This window comes from Lewinella sp. JB7, from assembly GCF_024297185.1.
In the GTDB taxonomy this organism is placed as follows: Bacteria; Bacteroidota; Bacteroidia; order Chitinophagales; family Saprospiraceae; genus Neolewinella.
This window is the reverse complement of sequence record NZ_JANCTD010000001.1, coordinates 94993-112564: the sequence shown is the minus strand read 5'-3', so window position 1 is coordinate 112564 and position 17572 is coordinate 94993. Positions and strand designations below refer to the sequence as shown.

The 17572-nt window shown below is 58.8% G+C and carries 8 protein-coding genes and 1 pseudogene; 2 read left to right on the top strand and 7 right to left on the bottom strand.

The genetic code is table 11. The features are described from left to right. Positions 1-210 precede the first annotated feature (210 nt). Positions 211-1875, top strand: coding sequence for a tetratricopeptide repeat protein (locus NMA52_RS00420; protein WP_254825651.1), 1665 nt, complete (start codon positions 211-213; stop codon positions 1873-1875). A 193-nt stretch (positions 1876-2068) separates the two neighbouring features. Next, on the top strand, positions 2069-2224 hold the full coding sequence (locus tag NMA52_RS00415) for a hypothetical protein (RefSeq protein WP_254825650.1): 156 nt from the start codon (positions 2069-2071) through the stop codon (positions 2222-2224). A 123-nt stretch (positions 2225-2347) separates the two neighbouring features. On the opposite strand, the gene NMA52_RS00410 is transcribed toward NMA52_RS00415, so the two are convergent. The 7 genes and pseudogenes from NMA52_RS00410 to NMA52_RS19010 all read right to left on the bottom strand — a co-directional run bounded on the left by NMA52_RS00410 (position 2348) and on the right by NMA52_RS19010 (position 17563). Further along, entirely contained in the window at positions 2348-3736 is a 1389-nt protein-coding gene (locus NMA52_RS00410) for a Gfo/Idh/MocA family protein (RefSeq protein ID WP_254825649.1), read from the bottom strand. 97 nt (positions 3737-3833) lie between these two features. Then, positions 3834-4475 carry a hypothetical protein gene (locus NMA52_RS00405; protein WP_254825648.1) on the bottom strand — a complete coding sequence of 214 codons (642 nt, stop codon included), beginning with the start codon at positions 4473-4475 and terminating at the stop codon, positions 3834-3836. Positions 4476-4759: 284 nt separating this feature from the next. After that, positions 4760-5500 carry a CPBP family intramembrane glutamic endopeptidase gene (locus NMA52_RS00400; protein ID WP_254825647.1) on the bottom strand — a complete coding sequence of 247 codons (741 nt, stop codon included), beginning with the start codon at positions 5498-5500 and terminating at the stop codon, positions 4760-4762. Between the two features lie 862 nt (positions 5501-6362). Next, positions 6363-8960: a CHAT domain-containing protein gene (locus NMA52_RS00395; protein WP_254825646.1), complete on the bottom strand. Its 2598-nt coding sequence runs from the start codon at positions 8958-8960 to the stop codon at positions 6363-6365. 86 nt (positions 8961-9046) lie between these two features. Next, positions 9047-9823 (bottom strand): annotated as a pseudogene (locus tag NMA52_RS00390) (sulfotransferase family protein). A gap of 213 nt (positions 9824-10036) precedes the next feature. After that, positions 10037-16372: a T9SS type A sorting domain-containing protein gene (locus NMA52_RS00385; RefSeq protein ID WP_254825645.1), complete on the bottom strand. Its 6336-nt coding sequence runs from the start codon at positions 16370-16372 to the stop codon at positions 10037-10039. A gap of 189 nt (positions 16373-16561) precedes the next feature. Further along, positions 16562-17563, bottom strand: coding sequence for a GDSL-type esterase/lipase family protein (locus NMA52_RS19010; RefSeq protein ID WP_254825644.1), 1002 nt, complete (start codon positions 17561-17563; stop codon positions 16562-16564). Positions 17564-17572: the final 9 nt, after the last annotated feature.

The window sequence follows — 17572 nt, the reverse complement described above, 5'->3', positions numbered from 1 at the left end:
GGAGCGGGGCGGTGAGGACAAACAGCCATGAGTCCCGGTATAGCATTCCATTCCCTGCCATCACCTCCGTGCGGAAATGCGCTACCGCGCATAGCGGATAAGGTACCATCGTCGACCCGGGAAGCACAAGCGGTCGTGGGCAAACTCGTCGGTTTAGCGGTAAGGACCGATCTTGCGGGGGGTGAGGGGCTCGATGCAAATTGTTTTTCCATGCGACATACCTTACTTACGCTTATCCTGCTTTGCGCGTCGGCTTCCGCGACGGCCCAGATCGACCTGACCCCCGCGGAGTGGCGGCAGGACCTTCGCTTCCTCCAGGAGACGGTACACACCGATTATCCCTTTCTCTTTAAGAAGGTAAGCGCCGAAGCGTTCGATGCGGCGGTCGAAAAGCTCCATGCTGACCTTCCCGCCCTTGACGACCACGAGGTCATCGTCGGGCTGGCGCGCCTGGTAGCGCTGTTCGGATACGGGCACACCAATCTCTGGCTGACGGGCTGGGACCCCGGCAACCCCTACGGTTTCCGGCAAATGCCGTACAATCTGTACTGGTTCGCGGACGGGGTGTACGTGCAGGGCGCCCACCGCGATTACGCGGAGGCGGTCGGTGCCCGGGTCACCCACGTGGCCGGCGTCCCGGTGGAAGAGGCGCTGGAGGCGGTACGGCCCGTCGTCTCCGTAGAAAACGAACAGTTCTTCAAAGCCTCCGCGGTGCACTACCTCGGAACCCCGGCTGTTCTGCATGCGCAGGGGGTAATCGATTCACTACAAGGAGAGATCACCCTGACCCTCGCCCGGGAAGGAGCACCGTACGAGGTATCCTTTGCTCCCGCGTCCGCGCCCGCTTCTCCCCTCCGGTACGGCCTGATACAGGAAGACGATCACTGGCTGGATGCCCGCGACAACACAACGACCCCGGCCTGGCTGGCCGAGCTCGACCGGATCTATTACTACACTTACCTGGCCGACAGTAAAACGGTGTACGTGCGGCAAAGTCAGGTGGAGGATGACAGTGGGCAGGGATTGTCGGATTTCTACGCGGAAGTGTTTCGCTTCGTGGAAACGAACGATGTAGAGCGGCTGGTCCTCGACGTACGCCTGAACGGCGGCGGCAATAACTACAAGAATAAGGACGTGGTACGGGGCATCATCCGGACCGAAAAGATCGACCAGCCAGGGAAGCTTTTCGTGATCATCGGGCGGCGCACCTTCTCCGCGGCCCAGAACCTCGTAAACGAGTTGCACCACTACACCAACGCTATTTTCGTGGGAGAGCCCACCGCGGAGAACGTTAATTTTTACGGTGACAACCGGCCCACGGAGCTCCCCAACAGTCACCTGCGCCCCCGCCTCTCCTTCGCCTGGTGGCAGGATAAGCCGCAGTGGGAAAACGACGACTGGCTGGCTCCCCACCTGGCCGTCGGTATGACGTTCGCCGACTACCGCGACAACCGCGATCCGGCCCTGGCCGCTATTCTACGCTACGACGGGGAGATCGACCTGACGGACCCCATGCACCACCTCGAGGAGCTATACAAGGCCGGCAAACTGGCCGAAGTCCGCACGGAAGCCCATCGTCTGGTGCAAGATCCCCGCTACGACTACTATCCCTTCGAACGCAACTTCGACCGCACGGGCCACTTGCTGCTCGAGCAGGGAGCGGGGGAAGCGGCGGTCATGGTCTTCCAACTGAACGCCGAGCTGTTCCCCAATAGCCCTGACGTTTGGAACAGCCTGGCCGAAGCATATTGGAAGTCTGGCGACACCATCCGCGCCCTGGAGCACTACGAACGGGCAATCGCCCTCGATCCGACGGGCCCCGCGGGGGAACGTGCCAGAGCCGTGCGGGCAAAGATCAGGGCGGGGATGCAGTAGTCAAGACGGCACTGCTAACTGGCGCGACACGAAGGGGTCAAGGTGAATCTACCGGGTATTCTGATTATTTCGGCATCGCCCAATTTTTTGTCTGCCCGACCGTATTTTTTTCAAACAAATCAGCAATCAGGTGGATTCTACCACTATCATTCACGGTTGACGGAATTCACTGTCGATCATAATCACACCTGTAATGGCTAAGCAATCAAATGATTCCAAAAAGTCCCCGGGTAAAACCGACAAATCTGCTTCCGGGGCTAAGAGTGGCGAGAGCAAAAGCGGCTCCAAGTCGGGCGACTCGAAGTCGGGCGGCAGCAAAAGCGCCGACAAGAAGGGCGACAAGAAGTAGTCGACCCTAACGGACACCCCCGCGGTAAGTATGAAGAGACCGGAAGCGAACCCTCGCTTTCGGTTTCTTCATTTCTGGGGAGAGCGGAACTCAACGAAGGTTGTACTTCAGAGGCGCTACCGCTTACTTTGGACCCTCGCTATCCCCCCGCATCTTCACCGGATCCCATTCCACTACGCGCCGTTCGAAGTAACTCTGGTTGGCGGCCAGGGAGGGGGCGGCGGCACGGAACCCGAAAGCGCCGTCTTCTACGACCGTCCCGTCGTTGCGTATGGCGTCGAACCAGTTAACGAAGTGATGAACGTGGTCGCTGTAGCCCTCCGGCGCGCGGTAGGTCCACTCGGTGGGCCCGACCACCGTCGGCGGAGAGGGGGGATACGCGCTGCGGTACCACGCCTCAAACTCCGCGCGCGTGGCCTGCGGAAACGTATCGTAGGTATCCCAACCCCCGTAGCCGGGGGCGGCGGGGAGCGTTTTGCGGTTCAGGGTAATGCTGTTGCCGCTGATCTCCAGACTGCCTTCCGTACCCACGAAGCGGGTGCGTGAACCGCCGCCGCCGCCATCCACGAAGTTCACGCGCAGTTGCATATTGAAGGCCGGATGACCCGGTTGCTCGCCGTAGTCGCAGCTGGCAATGAAGACATCGGGCACGTCCCGGCCGTCGTCCCAGTAGCGGAGCCCCCCGGTCGCGTAGATGCGCTCCGGCCCCAGCGAGTCGAGGATGCGGTGACTGCCGGAGAAGAGGTGTACGAAGAGGTCGCCGGCTACGCCCGTCCCGTAATCGCGGTAGTTGCGCCAGCGGAAGAAGCGTTTGGCGTCGAAGGGCCGGTCGCCGGTATCCTTCAGGAAAGTATCCCAGTCGACGGTGGCCGGCGAGGCGTCGCGGGGGATAGAGTACTGCCAGGCCCCGAGAGCGCTGAAACGGTCGTTAAAGGTTTCCACCAATACGAGTTGTCCGAGGTCGCCGCGGCGGTAGATTTCGCGAGCCTGTTCGGTAAGGACGGAACTGACCCGCTGGCTACCCACGATCAAAATACCCGGACTGCGGCGTTCGGCCTCGAGTACCGCCTGCCCCTCCCCAAGCTGTTGGACCAGGGGTTTCTCGCAGTATACGTGCTTACCGGCGTCGAGGGCCGCGATGGTGATGGTATCGTGCCAGTGATCAGGGGTGGCCACGATGACGGCGTCCACATCGGGCCGCGACAGGATCTCGCGGTAATCGCGGGTGAGAAAAACGTCCTCGCCATACACTTCCCGCGCCCGCTCCAGGTGGCCGGTATAAAGATCGCAGGCCGCGACCAGTTGCACGCCCGGGACCTGAAGGGCGGCCCGCAGGTCACTAAACCCCTGAATACCGAGTCCGATACAGGCCAGATTGATTCGGTCGTTTGCCGCCAGTGACATCCGGGGTGCCGCCAGCGTGCTCGCCGCCGCGGATTCGGAAAGCAGTGGCGCGGCGAGCAGTCCGGTAGAAAGTTGGCGGAGAAAATGACGGCGGGAGCGGGTGGGCATGCGCGGAGTGGGGTTTGGCTTACAGATCGGACCGTAAGAAACGGTATGCGAGGGAAATCGGGGTAGCGGGGCGCTTCCGACCCGGCAAAGCGTATCGTTAGCCTTCTTCCAGTAAGTCGCCGTATCCGTTGACCAACAGCATGCGTTGCAGGACGATGTCCAGCGCGATAAAGTATTTGACGGAGTTGAGTTCGTAGTCGGCAGCGGTCAGGTAATCGATGAGCGCGCACAACTTCACGTTGGAGCCGGCTACGTGATATACATCATAGCGCTGGTAGATCCGCGCGAGGGCGGGGTGGAGCGTGTATACTTTTGAGCAGTTGATAAATGATGATCGTGGATCGAAAGTGACCCGTTCCGCCGTAGCCGGATCGCGGGCCGACACAGTCCCCCCGGGCGGGATCATGTCCACGTCCGCATCATCCTTCGTTCCCGGTAGCATTCGCCTTTTCCAGAGATTCGATTGCATTCCCGAGCGGATCAGACTATCCAGGCGCGATCCGGCAGCGACCCTGAAGAATCGTTCGTCCAGCTGGTCCGTGCAGTACCGGAGGGCGAGCGTGAAATACGGATTTTCTACCCTGAACACTTCGGTCGTCCAGGCATCGATTTCCGTATACAGCTCGGTAATCATTCGCAGGTCATCACCGGGCAGACAGTCCGCGAGACCTTCCCGGTATACATCGGTACTACTCTGACCGCTCAGGGGTAGACACGTAAACAATAAGCATATAAGCACGAGCAAACGGTTCGGTAGAAGCATAGGATACGGTGGATCAGTATGACAACGCACATATAGCTTACTCCTGGTGCTCCTTACTCATAGATTAATCGCCGGCATACGGAAGATACGGGCGGCGGGGCGCGGGTCCGGCACCACTGACGCGAAGCCGGCGTATGTGGCATATCCTTCACCATTTAGTGCTGCACCGAAGGGCATATAGATACTATGTCCTAGCACCGAAGCCACCCCGACGGATCGGCCTTACTTAGCGGGCCTTTTCCCATACGGTGAAATTAACATTACGACTGCGGGAGTCGCTTACCCGGGAGCACGGAGTGTGCTACTACAGTCAGGACAATACACGTCACGAGGCTAAAAAGGACACGCTCGTCCAGCGTATAGTTGTAGTTACTGAGGGATGACCAATGTATTGCGGGGCGATGTAACAGCATCTTATACTCCGGTACTACGTTGACCATAAAGTGAAGAGCAATCGGGTACAGAATCCGGCCGTACCTTAAATAGACGGACGACAAAAACATCCCCATTCCGAAAGCCAGCACCATCTGATGTACGGTCTCTCCCAAGTTTCCGGTGTAGAGCAGATTAAATGCATGGAGCAGGGCGAATAAAAGCGAAGAACCATACTGCTTCCCCCTGATCGATGCGCCCCCTCCGCCCTTACTAAAGGTAATGCCGCGAAATATCAGTTCCTCGAGAGCCACCATTACCAGGGTAGTGACCACGGCGTATGCGAGCAGCGTGAAGCTTATTTCAATGTTGTCAACAGCAAAACGCAGACCTACGAACAGGAAGAACCAGCCCGCGAACAGCAATAGTAGCTTCCTGTCCCACGGTCCGTGCTTCCATCCGTCGGGGAGACGGATACTACGGTATAAGTAGATGCACACCGGAAGGAAGAGGAGAGCTTTGATCCCTACGAACAGGACTGGTCCATCACCCGGAAGTGTGTTCGATAGTACCCCGCTTATCCAGACCGTTACGATCACGTAGCAACTCCAAAGAAGTCTACTCATCATAGCTGAAAAATGCCTTAGCCGGAGAACTCTCCGGCTAAGGTGATAAGGATTATCGATCAAAGTCCAAAATTCATTCGGAACTTGCCGTAGGTGTACCCGATGAAATAATCCAGTTTGTTAAAGAATCCGTCGGGTGGGTCGTACGCACAGGGACCGGCACCACCGAAGATTGACCGTAATTCTTGTTTTGGCAAAGTGGCTTGATTTTTCATACTACTTGCAGTTTCCATTGCTATCGTTGATTCCCATGTGAGCGACTTCGGAGTCAACTATAGCGCATCCCCCATAGGTAGAAATAAATGCTATGAGAAACCAGCCTAATGGAGCTATCCCACCTGCGGTGTGCTGAATCTCAATATTTGATAGAACTTGCATTATGTTGTATTTAGTGAGTGATAGCATAAAGGAGGCCACCGGCCGCGATGCCGGAAAGCGTAGCGACGGTGTTGGCGGAAATAACGTACCCGGCAATAACAATTGGGATGAAACCACCTTCTGTTGAGGCTACTGCCTGCTTGCTAAGGGGAGTAAAAGATGACGAATTCATAAATAAATTATTTAAAGAGTGACTTAATTATAGGACAATTATCCGGCGCCTCACTCCACTGTGAATGGAGTTGTGTTAATTTTTGCATTTTTTGGTGAATAGCCATTCTCACCGGTCCGCTGACTGCCCTTATGTTCACGACGATAGTCGAGTACCGCTGATACGTAGGTTGCCGGTCGGCAAGGGACCTACCTGGCTGCTCGATGTCGGTCGCGACGTTGGTCGGAAGACTAACCCAATTTCCAAACCAGGGGCCACGCCGGCGGACCGCGGAGGTCGCTACCGTTGGCGAAGCGGTATAGCCGCGGAAGCCACTTACCCGACCACCAGGCCCGCCCAGGCACCGGGCCAGGTCCTGCGGGCGCCACGGTCTCCGTTCGCAAACGCCCGTTGGGCATGGGCCAGCGCCTCGGCCGGCGGGCAACCCGCGAAGAGGTGGGTGTAAAATACCTCCAGGAGGTCCGCCGTAGCCGCGGCCGGAATGTCGTAAACGGAAGCCACCACGTCGGGCACGCCGGCCCGGTGGAAGCTGCGGCGCATACTGAAGGTCCCCTCCCAACGCTGTGCCACGCCCCGGGAAGTGGAGCAGGCCGCCAGTACTACCAGGCGTGCCGGAAGCACCTGCTCCCCGATGGCGGATCCGTTCAGGCTATCGCGGCGATTGAGGTGGAGGAAGTTCTGATGTAACCTGTCCGCGCGACTCGTCGCGTGCACGCTCAGGTGCAGCCAGTCGTAGTTCGCCGCATCGGCCAGGAAGGAGGAACTGCTGCACGCGTCGGTTTGATAATGGCGTCCGCCGGAAGCCGTATTCGCCAGTACGTGCTCCGCGGTAGCCGACAGATAGTTTTGCAGCTCGGAATGGGTCCAGGCCCCCACCCGCGCTTGCCGGGGGGCGAGCGGTCGCTGCCGCAGGCGCTCGTATTGCCGCTCGGCCCGCCAGCTGTCGGTGTAGTGAATGACGTGGGTGCGGACGAGGTAGGGCAGGTCGGCAAAGGAGGCATCCGGATCGGTCACCGTCCCAAGCGTGAGCGCGGCGAAGGGCAGGGCAGCCAGACTTACGCTGGGAATCACGATCAACTCCTCCCGCCGGGCTAGCAGATCAGCCACCGGCCCGAGCAGCTGACGGTATGGTTCGTAGGCGGCCCCGGCGTATTCCACTACCCCGGTGCGGTCGTTATGGGTCAGTAAGTCAATCAGTCGCGCCACGGTAGCTTGCACGGAGTCCAGGGGCAGTCGGTAGACCCGGCTGGTTTCCCGGTCGGCGTAGAGCACGTATAGTAGGCTATCCGTTTCGGCAAACTCAACGAGCGCCTGCCGGGAATTCAGCTTCCGGCGGACCTCCTCCAGGGAAGGTAGGGCACTGGCTATCGAAGGCGTTTCCGCACTTATCCGTTCTGGTCCCTCCCCTAGAGCAGCGAGTTCCACGCGCAACCGTTCGAACCGCAGCAGCCGGTCGATGGGTAGCTCCAGGGTCGTCGCGAATTCCTTGCGGATCTGATGCCGTTCTTGCTCGAGATCGCGTATACGGACGGCGATAGCTCCACCGCCGTCCCCCGCCAGGACCGTCGCCGCTTCGCTGATTTCCCGGGTGAGCAAAATGGACTTTCCGAGTTCCATGGCCCGGAAGACGGCGTCGTGGTACCCGGCGGGCTTCCGGGTACGTTCGCCGATGTCCATACTGATGTCGAGTGCCGAGGCGATGAGCCGATCGCCGAGAACCGGATTCTTGTTGAGCACGTCCTGCTCGCTGGCGGAGCGGAACGTCCGTTCGTACCGATCCACGGATCGGGCGGCGAGGGAGTAGGCCAGATCCCGGCGGGCGGGATCGGGGCTTTCGGCGTTCCATGCCTGGAGCAGACCGGCCAGGGCACTAGTGAAGTGAATACAGGAGGGCCGACGGTCGCACAGGACCACGTCTTCCGGCACTTGTGGCTCCTCCCCCTCCGGACAGCAACTGCGACGCACCATATCTGCGGTCAGGTGGCCGATGGCGGCATCGTAATCTCCCCGCCGGAGAGCGTAGTCCTCCAGTGCGTAACGTGCCTCCGCATCGGGCTTGCCCAAAAACTGGTCGTCACGCCGTAGTAACCGCCGGTAATAAAAGGTGCTACCCACTGGATCGCCCCGCCGCCGGCGCCAGTAGCCCCGCACCCGGTCGGCGTAAGCGTTATCCGCTCCGCTCCCGCGCCCGGCCGCACGCAGAGTATCCACTTGGTTGCCAACCCGCCGATCGTTGGCTGGATCCCGGATCAGTAGGATGGCAAACTGCTCGCGGGCGTAATTTTCCCACGGTGAGCCCAGGGATCGTAACAGGGCAACGGCCCGGCGGTACCGGTCCTCGCTGACCGCGTAGCCAAGGTCCCGCAGTTTAGTTGGCGCGCCGGGAATATCTCCGTACTTCTTCGCCGCGCGCCCTTCGATGGTGAGCAGAAGACCGTTGAGCAGCGATCGATCTTGTCCCGCCCGTTCGAGCAGACGACGGCCCAACTGCGCCTGCATTTGCATGTCTTGCCAATTCCAGTCTTCGAACCCATTGTAGGCGGCACACAATAGCTGACGCGCCCGCAGAGTGTCGGGCGAATGCTGGTTTACCAGGGCATCCGCCCGGCGGGTATAGTAGTCGACCGAATCCGTGTACACGAAGTGCTGAAAGTGCAGTTGCGCCAGGTACTGATACAATTCCGCGCGGGCTCCTACGGATATGGAATCCTGATTTCGGTCTACCGTCACCCCCAGCTGCCGTGCCCGGTGCAGGGCATTCATCAGCTGCATGTCCTGGTATTCCGCCCGCAAACTATTCATTTGTCCGGCCAGCCAGGTTTCGATGCGCGTAGGCGGTGGGGGCGGATCGATGACTTCGCAGCCCGGAAAGAGCAGACCTAAGACAGGTAGGACGTAGCGGGCAAAACACATGGATGATAGGTTACGCCAAATATACGTGGCCTAACGCACGATCTGACTCCCGACAACCCGAAATTTCCCCATACTTAGGGACAGCATCAACTGAACTCCCGCTCGTACCCGAAGACTTCGAAATCTCTGCGGTAGGCCTCATACACCCGTTCCGCCAGCGCCTCCGTATAGAATTCCTGAAGCCGGTTGCCGGCCCCCGTCGCGTGGTGCCGCCCGGCCTTCCCGACGGGCCCGAAGGTATCCGGGCCAATGAAGTCCGCGATGCCCAGGCGCCCGGCTACTTTCCGCAGATCGGCCTCGAGGTTTTCGAATCGACCAATGAAGTTATACTTTAGTCCGTCCTGAAAGGTCTGATCGTACTGGTTACGCCAGTGGGCGTTCTAGTAGGTTACGGGGGTGGCACATACGGTGTCGACGAAGTCGGCGAAGGTGATCTCGTAGTCGGGTTGATGGAAACGGCCGAGCTGTCGCAAAATGATGTTCCGTTCGCCTTCCCGGCCCACGATCTTATCGAGGTAGGCCGAAAGCATCCGGGTGTAGGGATTGCGGACGAAGCAGAACAGGAACGGCCGCCGCTGCCGCAGATACCGGGGCAGATCGCCTACCTGCCAAACGTTCAGGAAGGGCAGAAACTCATTGAAGTGCAGCGTATCCATGCGTTCCGAATAGGGCCGCACCTCTCCGAACTCCGCATCGATCAACAGCTTGCGGATAGTGGTGCAGGCTACCTTGGGTACATTAGCGTACAAGTAGTTGTGGCGCGGCGAGATCAGGATGGTGTGGTGGAAGTCGTCCGGTCGGATTCGCGGGTGCAGGGGGGCAGCCTTGGCCTCGATGGCCACTTTCGCGCTTGTCCAGTCCATATTCAGTCCTAGGTTAGGTAATAAGATGAAGAACCATCGCGTAGCAAGTTAACCCCGTTGGACCGCTATAGCCGTTGGACGGTGTGACACCGTCCAACGGCTATAGCGGTCCAACGGGGGTGCTTCAGGGTGCTTTGCGGCGGCGCGCGGGTGCCGGGTAATGCAAACCGAGCGGACCAACCGGGCAGGCCGATTTTACGACCGTGCCTCCTCTTACTGCACTACGACACGACGGGCCGCGCTAAAGCCGGCGGACTCCAGGTGGTAAACGTAGATGCCCTTCGGCAAGTGAGTGAGGTCGACACTTTGGCGGTTCAGACCGGCAGTGGCTTCCGTACGCACCTCGGGTCCTACGGGGCGGCCGGTCAGATCGGTGATCCGCAACACGACGGATTCAGGCCGAGGAACGCGGTAGGTGATGGTCGTCAGTCCGGTAGTCGGATTCGGAGCGGCGCCGAGCAGCGCGTATCCCGGGGGCAGGGCCGAGGGAACCGACGTACTCAGGCCCATGTAGGGGTAGGGCTCGTCGATGGACCCGATCAGCAGGTCCGGATAGAAGGGAAGGGGTTCCCCGGTAGCTGCGTAATCGGTTTCCCGTTCGGTGTTTAGGATGCGGAAGGTGATCTCCCGGTCGAAGTCCGCCGCGTTACCGTGTACCAGCAGAAACGTCCGGTATCCGTCTACGCTTGGGCAGGCCTCCAGTTTGCCCCGTCCACGGACTTCCCCGTCGATGTAGGCTATCACATCCAAGTCATCGTAGGCCTGCTCGCCGATCTCCGCCAGGTCGAAGGTGCCCACTATGCTCATATTGTGCTCGAACAGGCCCGGGTCAACCGTCTCGTCCACTCCCTTCGGCGCCGGATAGCTGATGGTGCCCGACTTGGCTACGTGGAGCTTATAACTGCTGCCGGGGGCGAAATGATTCAGGTTACCGACCCAGCCGGCGGCCGGCCCATTGAAAATCGAGAAGATCCTTTGTCCCTTCAGCTGGTCGCCCACGGTGGTGGTGAGTCCGTCGAGCACCCCATTGACCGGTCGCGGGAGTAGTTGCGGATAGCCGATCCAATTCCAGTTCTTCGCTACGCTAACGTCGAGCGGGGTTGGACTGGGTAAACCTACGACCTTCAGGGTATCCGGGTGGGCACTCAGATGAAGCAGATAGCCCTCTCCGAGTTGCAGGGTTTTCAGATTGCCGTTCCAGCTCTTACCCGCCTCGTGGGAAGACATTTTCGACTGGCTTTTGATCACTACGTCGTTGGCCGTCTGGGCCCCTACGATGCTGCTCAGCAGGTGTTCGCGGGTCATGTCGGTAGTTTGGACGTTCAGCGAGATCCAATTCCAACCTACGTGGAGGGGGATGACCTGAAAGATTCCTTCGGGATGCAAGATGAGCGGTGCGTCGGGAGATCCGGCGGAAGTCTCCGACACGAAAGTCAGCGTCTCGATCGCACCGTACTCTACCCCATTGAGGGCATGCCAGAAGCGGAAGGTGATTTCTTCGCCATTGTTGCCACCGACATCGTGGCTGTACACGGTTAGAAAAGCGCGGTACTGGTTGATCGAAGGCACATATTCGATGTTGGTTACTCCCCGGATCTCTCCGTTCACGAAGGCGCCGACCAGATCGCGTTCGTCGGTGGAGAGCAGATTATCCGTCTCGTCTAGGCTGAAGGTGGCTACGACGGTCATACTGTACGGATAGGCCGTGGGATCGAAGGGCCAGTTCACGGGGTGGGCCAGAAGTTCCACCCGAACGGGCGTAGCGACGGCTTCGCCGTCGACCAGCGCGACGATTGAATCGGTATATATCCCAGGATCCAGTTCGGGATCAAGATCAAAGCGGATCACGTCGTCCGCATTCGGCAGCAACGTGCCGTTGGTGCGGCGCGCCCGCAGCCAGTCGGGATAGTGGACTACACCGGAACTGTCCTGCAGATCGAGGGTGAAGGGCTTGGAGAGCAAGGAATTGTTCTTCAGTACGCCCTCGACAATATGGGTCTCCCCCGCGTAGCCGGTATAGGTAATGGGCAACGGATCCCAGAATACCGGTCGGGAATTTACGCGGAAGGACCAGTCGGTCGCGTACTTCTGTACGTTCCCGTTCAGATCCATCAGACTATCCACCCGGGCATGCAGTACGACGCCGGACAGGTCGGGACGCTGCGCCAGCGGAGGATTCGTCTGCAGAATGATTTTGTCCCCACTACAACTGACCGTAACCGGAATTTCTTCCTCCGTATCCGCACGCGTAATGCGGAACACGGGATTGTAGTCTACGGCCGGGAAGGCGCAGTTGATGGGTTTGTCGAAGGTGACGGAAATTTCGCCGCCCGGGCGCAGGAAGCCGTCGCTGGGTTGGGGATAGCCGAACGGTGCCAGGGACCGGCGGTCGATGATGCCCTGTTTTTCCGTAGAATAGGTGACCCCATCCTGGCCGCAGTTAGCTACCGCCCGGAAACGGTAGAGCCCATCGGGATAATTGCTCAGGTCGACGTTGAAGTCATAATTGGCCCCCTCCAGGGCGGACTTCGGAACGTTGGCTACCTCAAGGTATCCCTCGCCCTCCCGCTGTACTTCCAGCGTGATGGACTCGAAGTTCACGTTGTTAAGATCGTAGCCGGAAAAGGTCATCTTCATGAAATCCGGTGAGGCGCCGTTCACCACCCAATTGTTGAAGGGGTGACGCAGACTTACGTTAGTACACTCCGTTTCGTAGTTGAGCAATTTGATATAAGCCGTATCGGCATTGCGCAACACGCCGTTGTCCTGCCAGAGTTCGTACTCGCAGGGGGGGTACACCATGAGGCCGATGTCGCGGTAGTTGCTGGCACGCGGGCCGCGTTCGACGGCAAGCTCGAGCGTCATCGTTTCCCCGTAATCAAGGAAGAAGGAGGCGGGGCTGTTATTGATCCGGTGGCCACCGAGGAAGAGGACGGCGCCGTCGGGGTTCGTGGTACTTACGGTACGCACGTGGTACTCCCGCGTTTCCCGACTTTCACTGAAGTTGGTGATCAGGCAATTGAAAGAAGCTACTCCGTCGGTCGGCACGTCGTCCCGCTCGGGGGGTAGTATCTGAATCTGAGGCCGGTCGCGGGCCTGGGTATTGGGTTCCTGCGGACAGCTGCTGGTACCCACTTTCAAGTCGAAGGCCGGTACGTCGTAACTGGTGTCGCGCAGGATATCCACGCTGAAAAAATCACCGATGTCGTTGTCCTCCAGAACATAGCCCACCTTGCGAGTGGTATCGGCTTCCGTGCCGCTATTGTTAGTAGTGGACCAACGGAAACGACCCATGAAACCCAGTTCGCTGTCGAACCAGATGCCTCCTTCGTTATCGATCTTGGCACCCAGCGCGAATTCCGTATTGACGAATCGATTATACTCGTACGATACACTCGAACCGGACCCTTCCTCCCAGTCCTCGGCATACGTTGCTCCGGCGCTGAAGCTGATATTTTCCTGAAATACCGCGTTTTCACCCCGGGCCGTGTCGTTCTGCGCCAGCATGTTTTCCCAGGAGAGACTGTCGGCCCGCAAATTATTGACTCGGGTAACCTGCGCCAGGTTCGTCGTGTCGATCTCTTCGAGCAACTCGGCACGCAGCAGCCCGAAAGTAGGAATCAGGACGTTTCTGATGTGCTGTTCGGTGTACATGAAGGTGGTCGCGAAGGTATTGTCGGCCATCGCCGGTACAATGTCTACCTCCGCCCGGCAACTGTCCGGATTGAAGGAAACCTCCTCGGAGAGGGAGTACTCCTGGTTGAAGGCGGCGCCGATGTAAACGTCACCGTCATTACCGGTGAGATTTTCCATCGAGGAGGTACTGAAGGTTTCCGTAAAGGTCATGGAGGTCCTGATCCCGCTTCGGTTGAAGTTGTCGCGCCCCGCCTCGGCGGAGAATTTGATGATCGTACCGAAGCCGTGACCACTGAAGGGGGTTTTGAACTTAGCTCCGAGCAGCAGATTGACGAACCCTCCGGCCGCGCCCCCCACTTCGGTTTCGACGGTGGTGAAGGATTCGAAGGTGGTCCCCTGTTCCACGTAAGCGTAGCTATTATCGCCCGGGGGGTCGTGCAGGATCAGCATCGGAATGTCCGGCGAGCGGCTTACGAAGGTCGGAGTGTTGGTCTTGATCCCTTCGACCAGGGCCCAGTACTCTACGGGTTGGCTCTCCGCGAAGTCTACTTCGGGAATGATGTATAGTAACTTCTGGTAGTCGCGGTCACCGCCATTGGTTGCCAGGTTCGGAATGCCCGGTTCTATGGTATACTGCACCCGGCCGTTGCGTATCGGCAGACGGATGGCTTCCCCGCCCCGGTCGGAGATGAAGTCGTATATCTTCACGAAGCCCGTATCGAGATAACAGTCGACGCTTACGTTTTCCCGGATCTCTATGGTGATGGGGTAGCTGAACCCCTGTTCCATGATCAGTTCGGGGACCCCGGGGCCGGGCGTACAGGCCGGCACCTCCGCCCCCGCGGCCACGAAGTCCGTACTGAGTACCAGGGGAGCCCGGTAGATGAAGCGAGCGGCCGGTTCCACTTCCGCACGCAGCGTGTCGAAACTTCCCGCAAACACCGTATCGGCGGGTTGAACCACGATGATGGAATCGTTGCTCAGCGTATCGAGAATGGCCGGCGTAATGGTGGTTGTCTCATTCTCCGTAATCAGCTCGGCGGTATCGCGGACCGTAAGGTCGACGGTCAGGGGTTTATTGCCGATCTGGTCGAAGACATTGGTGGACGCCACTGCGCTCACCCGGACCTTGTAGGCCCGTGCCGGTAAGTTATAAATGGTCATGACGCCGCTCTCGGGTACGTCATACTCCACATTGTAGCACAGGGGGTCTTCGGAGGTCACCCGCACCTTAGTTTCGGTGCCGAGGGTGGTATTACAGCTTCCCTGGACCACGATCTGCAGAGAGTCCGTCGTGGTATTCTCGAAGTCGATCCCCACTACGTCACCCTCGACCCGTACGCTGGTGGGATCGGTGACCGCCCCGCTGGGAATGAAAGTGTGGTGCAGGAAAACGGGCGTGAAGGAATAGGTACCCTCGTTCTGGATGGAGAATTTCCACTCACCCCGACCGTCGGTCCGAATGCCAAAATCAGCACTGTCGATCAAGATCGCGACCTCGGCCATACCGCACTCCGGACCTAGGCCCATGTAGGCGGGGAAGTGCACTTTACCCGCGACGGTGAAGACCGTCTCGTCGGTAAAGTCTACCCCATTGAGCGTCTTGGCGTTCACGTCGATGGTCCGCTCTACGAGAGCGGGATTAAACACATGAACCACGCTGTCGCCCCGCTTTTCGGGGGTGATGCGAAAGGTGGCTTCCTCGTGGTAGTAAATGTCGCGGATCTCGTAGTATCCGTCGATGTCGGTGGTCGCGCAGTAGCTCGTGGTCGCGCAGTTCGACGGATAGGGCGCCGCCCCCGCCGGAATGGTTTCGGTGAGGGTTACGGTAACGTCGACCCCGCTCACCCCGGCCCCGAGTTTGGAGCGGACGTATCCCTTGATCACCCCGTCCGGGCGGCTGTACCCGGGATCGCTCAGCGGGGAAGCCGTTCCCCCGATCGGCACCAGGTGGTAGGTATAGGCAAAGCCCGGAATGGCGTCCTGATCGTTGTAGCCAGTGGCGTTATTACCCAGGACGGCCAGCTCCTCGCGGACCTTCGCCCCCTGACGGTTGGTGTGCTCTCGCTCCAGGCGGATTTCGTCCGCCACGTTGGACATGTTGGCCCACTCCAGCCGCACGGAATTGTAGCGCGTACCGTCCGATGCATTCAGAAACGGCAGGTAGGCCGATCCCTGATCCTTCACCTGCCGCGACTCGTGGCCGCCCCAACTGGAAGTATAGGTGGTAACGGCGTATTTATAGGTCACATTAGCACCGATGTTACTATCCGTATAAGAACTCGCGCTTCCCGCTACGGTAGTCAGGAGGGTGTCGTTACGGTAGATCCGGTAACTGTGTAAATGATTGGGAATGTCCGTCTCCCTGGTCCAGGTAAGCACGATCTTATCGGAATGGGTACCGTCGGTGGCGGCAAAGCTGGTCGGTTCCCGAATCGCTTCGGTAGATCCGGAAATGGCACCCAGGCTGCCGGAGTTATCGTTGCGCGTCTCCTCGTAGCAAGTGCCGGAGGTCAGGCAGGTAATACGCTTGGATTTACCGGCATACACCGCCCGGGGATAGAAGTCACCCGAGTTGTCCGGCCCGAAGGCGTAGTTGTAAGAACCCGTCACGACACTGCTGGAAGGCGAGAACCGGAAGTAGTTGTTACCGCTGCGAAAACTGTTGCGCGCTACGATAATTTCCCGCTGGTTCTCTTCACAGTCACACACCGCCCCGGCCGGGGAAATGTTCTGGTAACTGAAATAGATGTAGTAATCACTCGTGCCCTGGGAGACACAGAAGCGATGGATGTCGTCGCTGCCGTCAAACCCATCATTGAGTTCGGCACATTCGGGAAAGTACTGGGCGGATACGAAGGACGGGCTGCCCAGCGCCAGACATAGCGCGAGCATGAACATACGGTAGTGCATGAGATACGGTTTATCCTTCCCGGGGGAAGGGACTGGGTAAAAACGGCCTTGATGTATGAGGGGGGTGGGCGGGGTGTACTGTAGTCTGTAATATAGACTTTAATTGTTAAAACATCGACATTTCACAATAAAAGTTCGCTTTTTGCGATAAATCCAATTTCAATTCCGACTGCTTGACTCATTGACTTATCATGCCGGCACCACGATCTCGTCGAGCTTACGGATGAACTTATCGGCCACCAGTCGGAAGCCATAGTCGTTGGGATGAATCTCGTCGTGCCAGAATCGGGGATCCTGGGGCACGGTGCCCCGCACATCGATGAAGTGGGCATTCGCGTAGGGCCGCGCAAGGTCCTCAATCGATTGATTGAAGGCGTCCATAATGAAGCGGATCAGTGCTTTTCGGTCCTTGTCCGCGGTAAGCCCACCGGTATCGATCATGGGTTTACCGATCCACTTTCCGTCGGGGCGCGGCATGATATAATCGTATCCGTGGAGGATGACGTGCAAGTCGGGGTGCTCCCGGGTCAGGATCTCCAGCATCCCCTCGTAGTAGGTACGAATGACCTTGATCTCCGTCAGCCAGGTGGTCTTCAGAAAGGATTCCACGTCGTCGACGCTGCCCGGGCGTACCATATTGGGAAACACCTCGAAGAAATCGTTGCCGCCGCCGCTGAGGACGAACGCCCGGGGCCGGTACGTTTCGATCGCCTCGAGGTATTCGCTCAGGTGGTAGATGTTGCGGATGACGTCGCCGGCACTACCGAGGCTCTTCACGGCATAGCGGGGGTGCTCGATCAGGTAGTCGACGACGTCCTTTACCTCCTTGGAAACGGTAATGCCCAGTCGCTTGAAGCGGGGATACTGGAACCAGGAATCGCCCTCGGTAACGATAACTACCCGGCTTCCGTCGGCGCGGTTCCGTTCGAACTGACGGTCACGATCGCGACGGGCGAGGGAGTTCGCCTTGTCCACGATCCTCGCCACGATGTTGAATAGGGGTACGCTTTCCGTAAGCCCCGCCGCCACGTCCCCTCCTTCCGGTACGATCTGCACATGACTGCGTAGCCGGTATTCCCCCGCGAACGGTCCGGTGGGCAGGAATTCGAAGTACGCTTCCAGAGTTGCCGCCTGGGTGGATTCATTTTCCAGCAGGGCTTCCAGTTCGGGGACGGTGATCGGGTTTTTCACGGCAGGCGG

Bases quoted from the DNA above. Each gene is read 5' to 3' on its own strand.
- NMA52_RS00420 (WP_254825651.1), top strand. From the start codon at position 211: ATGCGACATACCTTACTTACGCTTATCCTGCTTTGCGCGTCGGCTTCC.
- NMA52_RS00415 (WP_254825650.1), top strand. From the start codon at position 2,069: ATGGCTAAGCAATCAAATGATTCCAAAAAGTCCCCGGGTAAAACCGAC.
- NMA52_RS00410 (WP_254825649.1), bottom strand. From the start codon at position 3,736: ATGCCCACCCGCTCCCGCCGTCATTTTCTCCGCCAACTTTCTACCGGA.
- NMA52_RS00400 (WP_254825647.1), bottom strand. From the start codon at position 5,500: ATGATGAGTAGACTTCTTTGGAGTTGCTACGTGATCGTAACGGTCTGG.
- NMA52_RS00395 (WP_254825646.1), bottom strand. From the start codon at position 8,960: ATGTGTTTTGCCCGCTACGTCCTACCTGTCTTAGGTCTGCTCTTTCCG.
- NMA52_RS00385 (WP_254825645.1), bottom strand. From the start codon at position 16,372: ATGCACTACCGTATGTTCATGCTCGCGCTATGTCTGGCGCTGGGCAGC.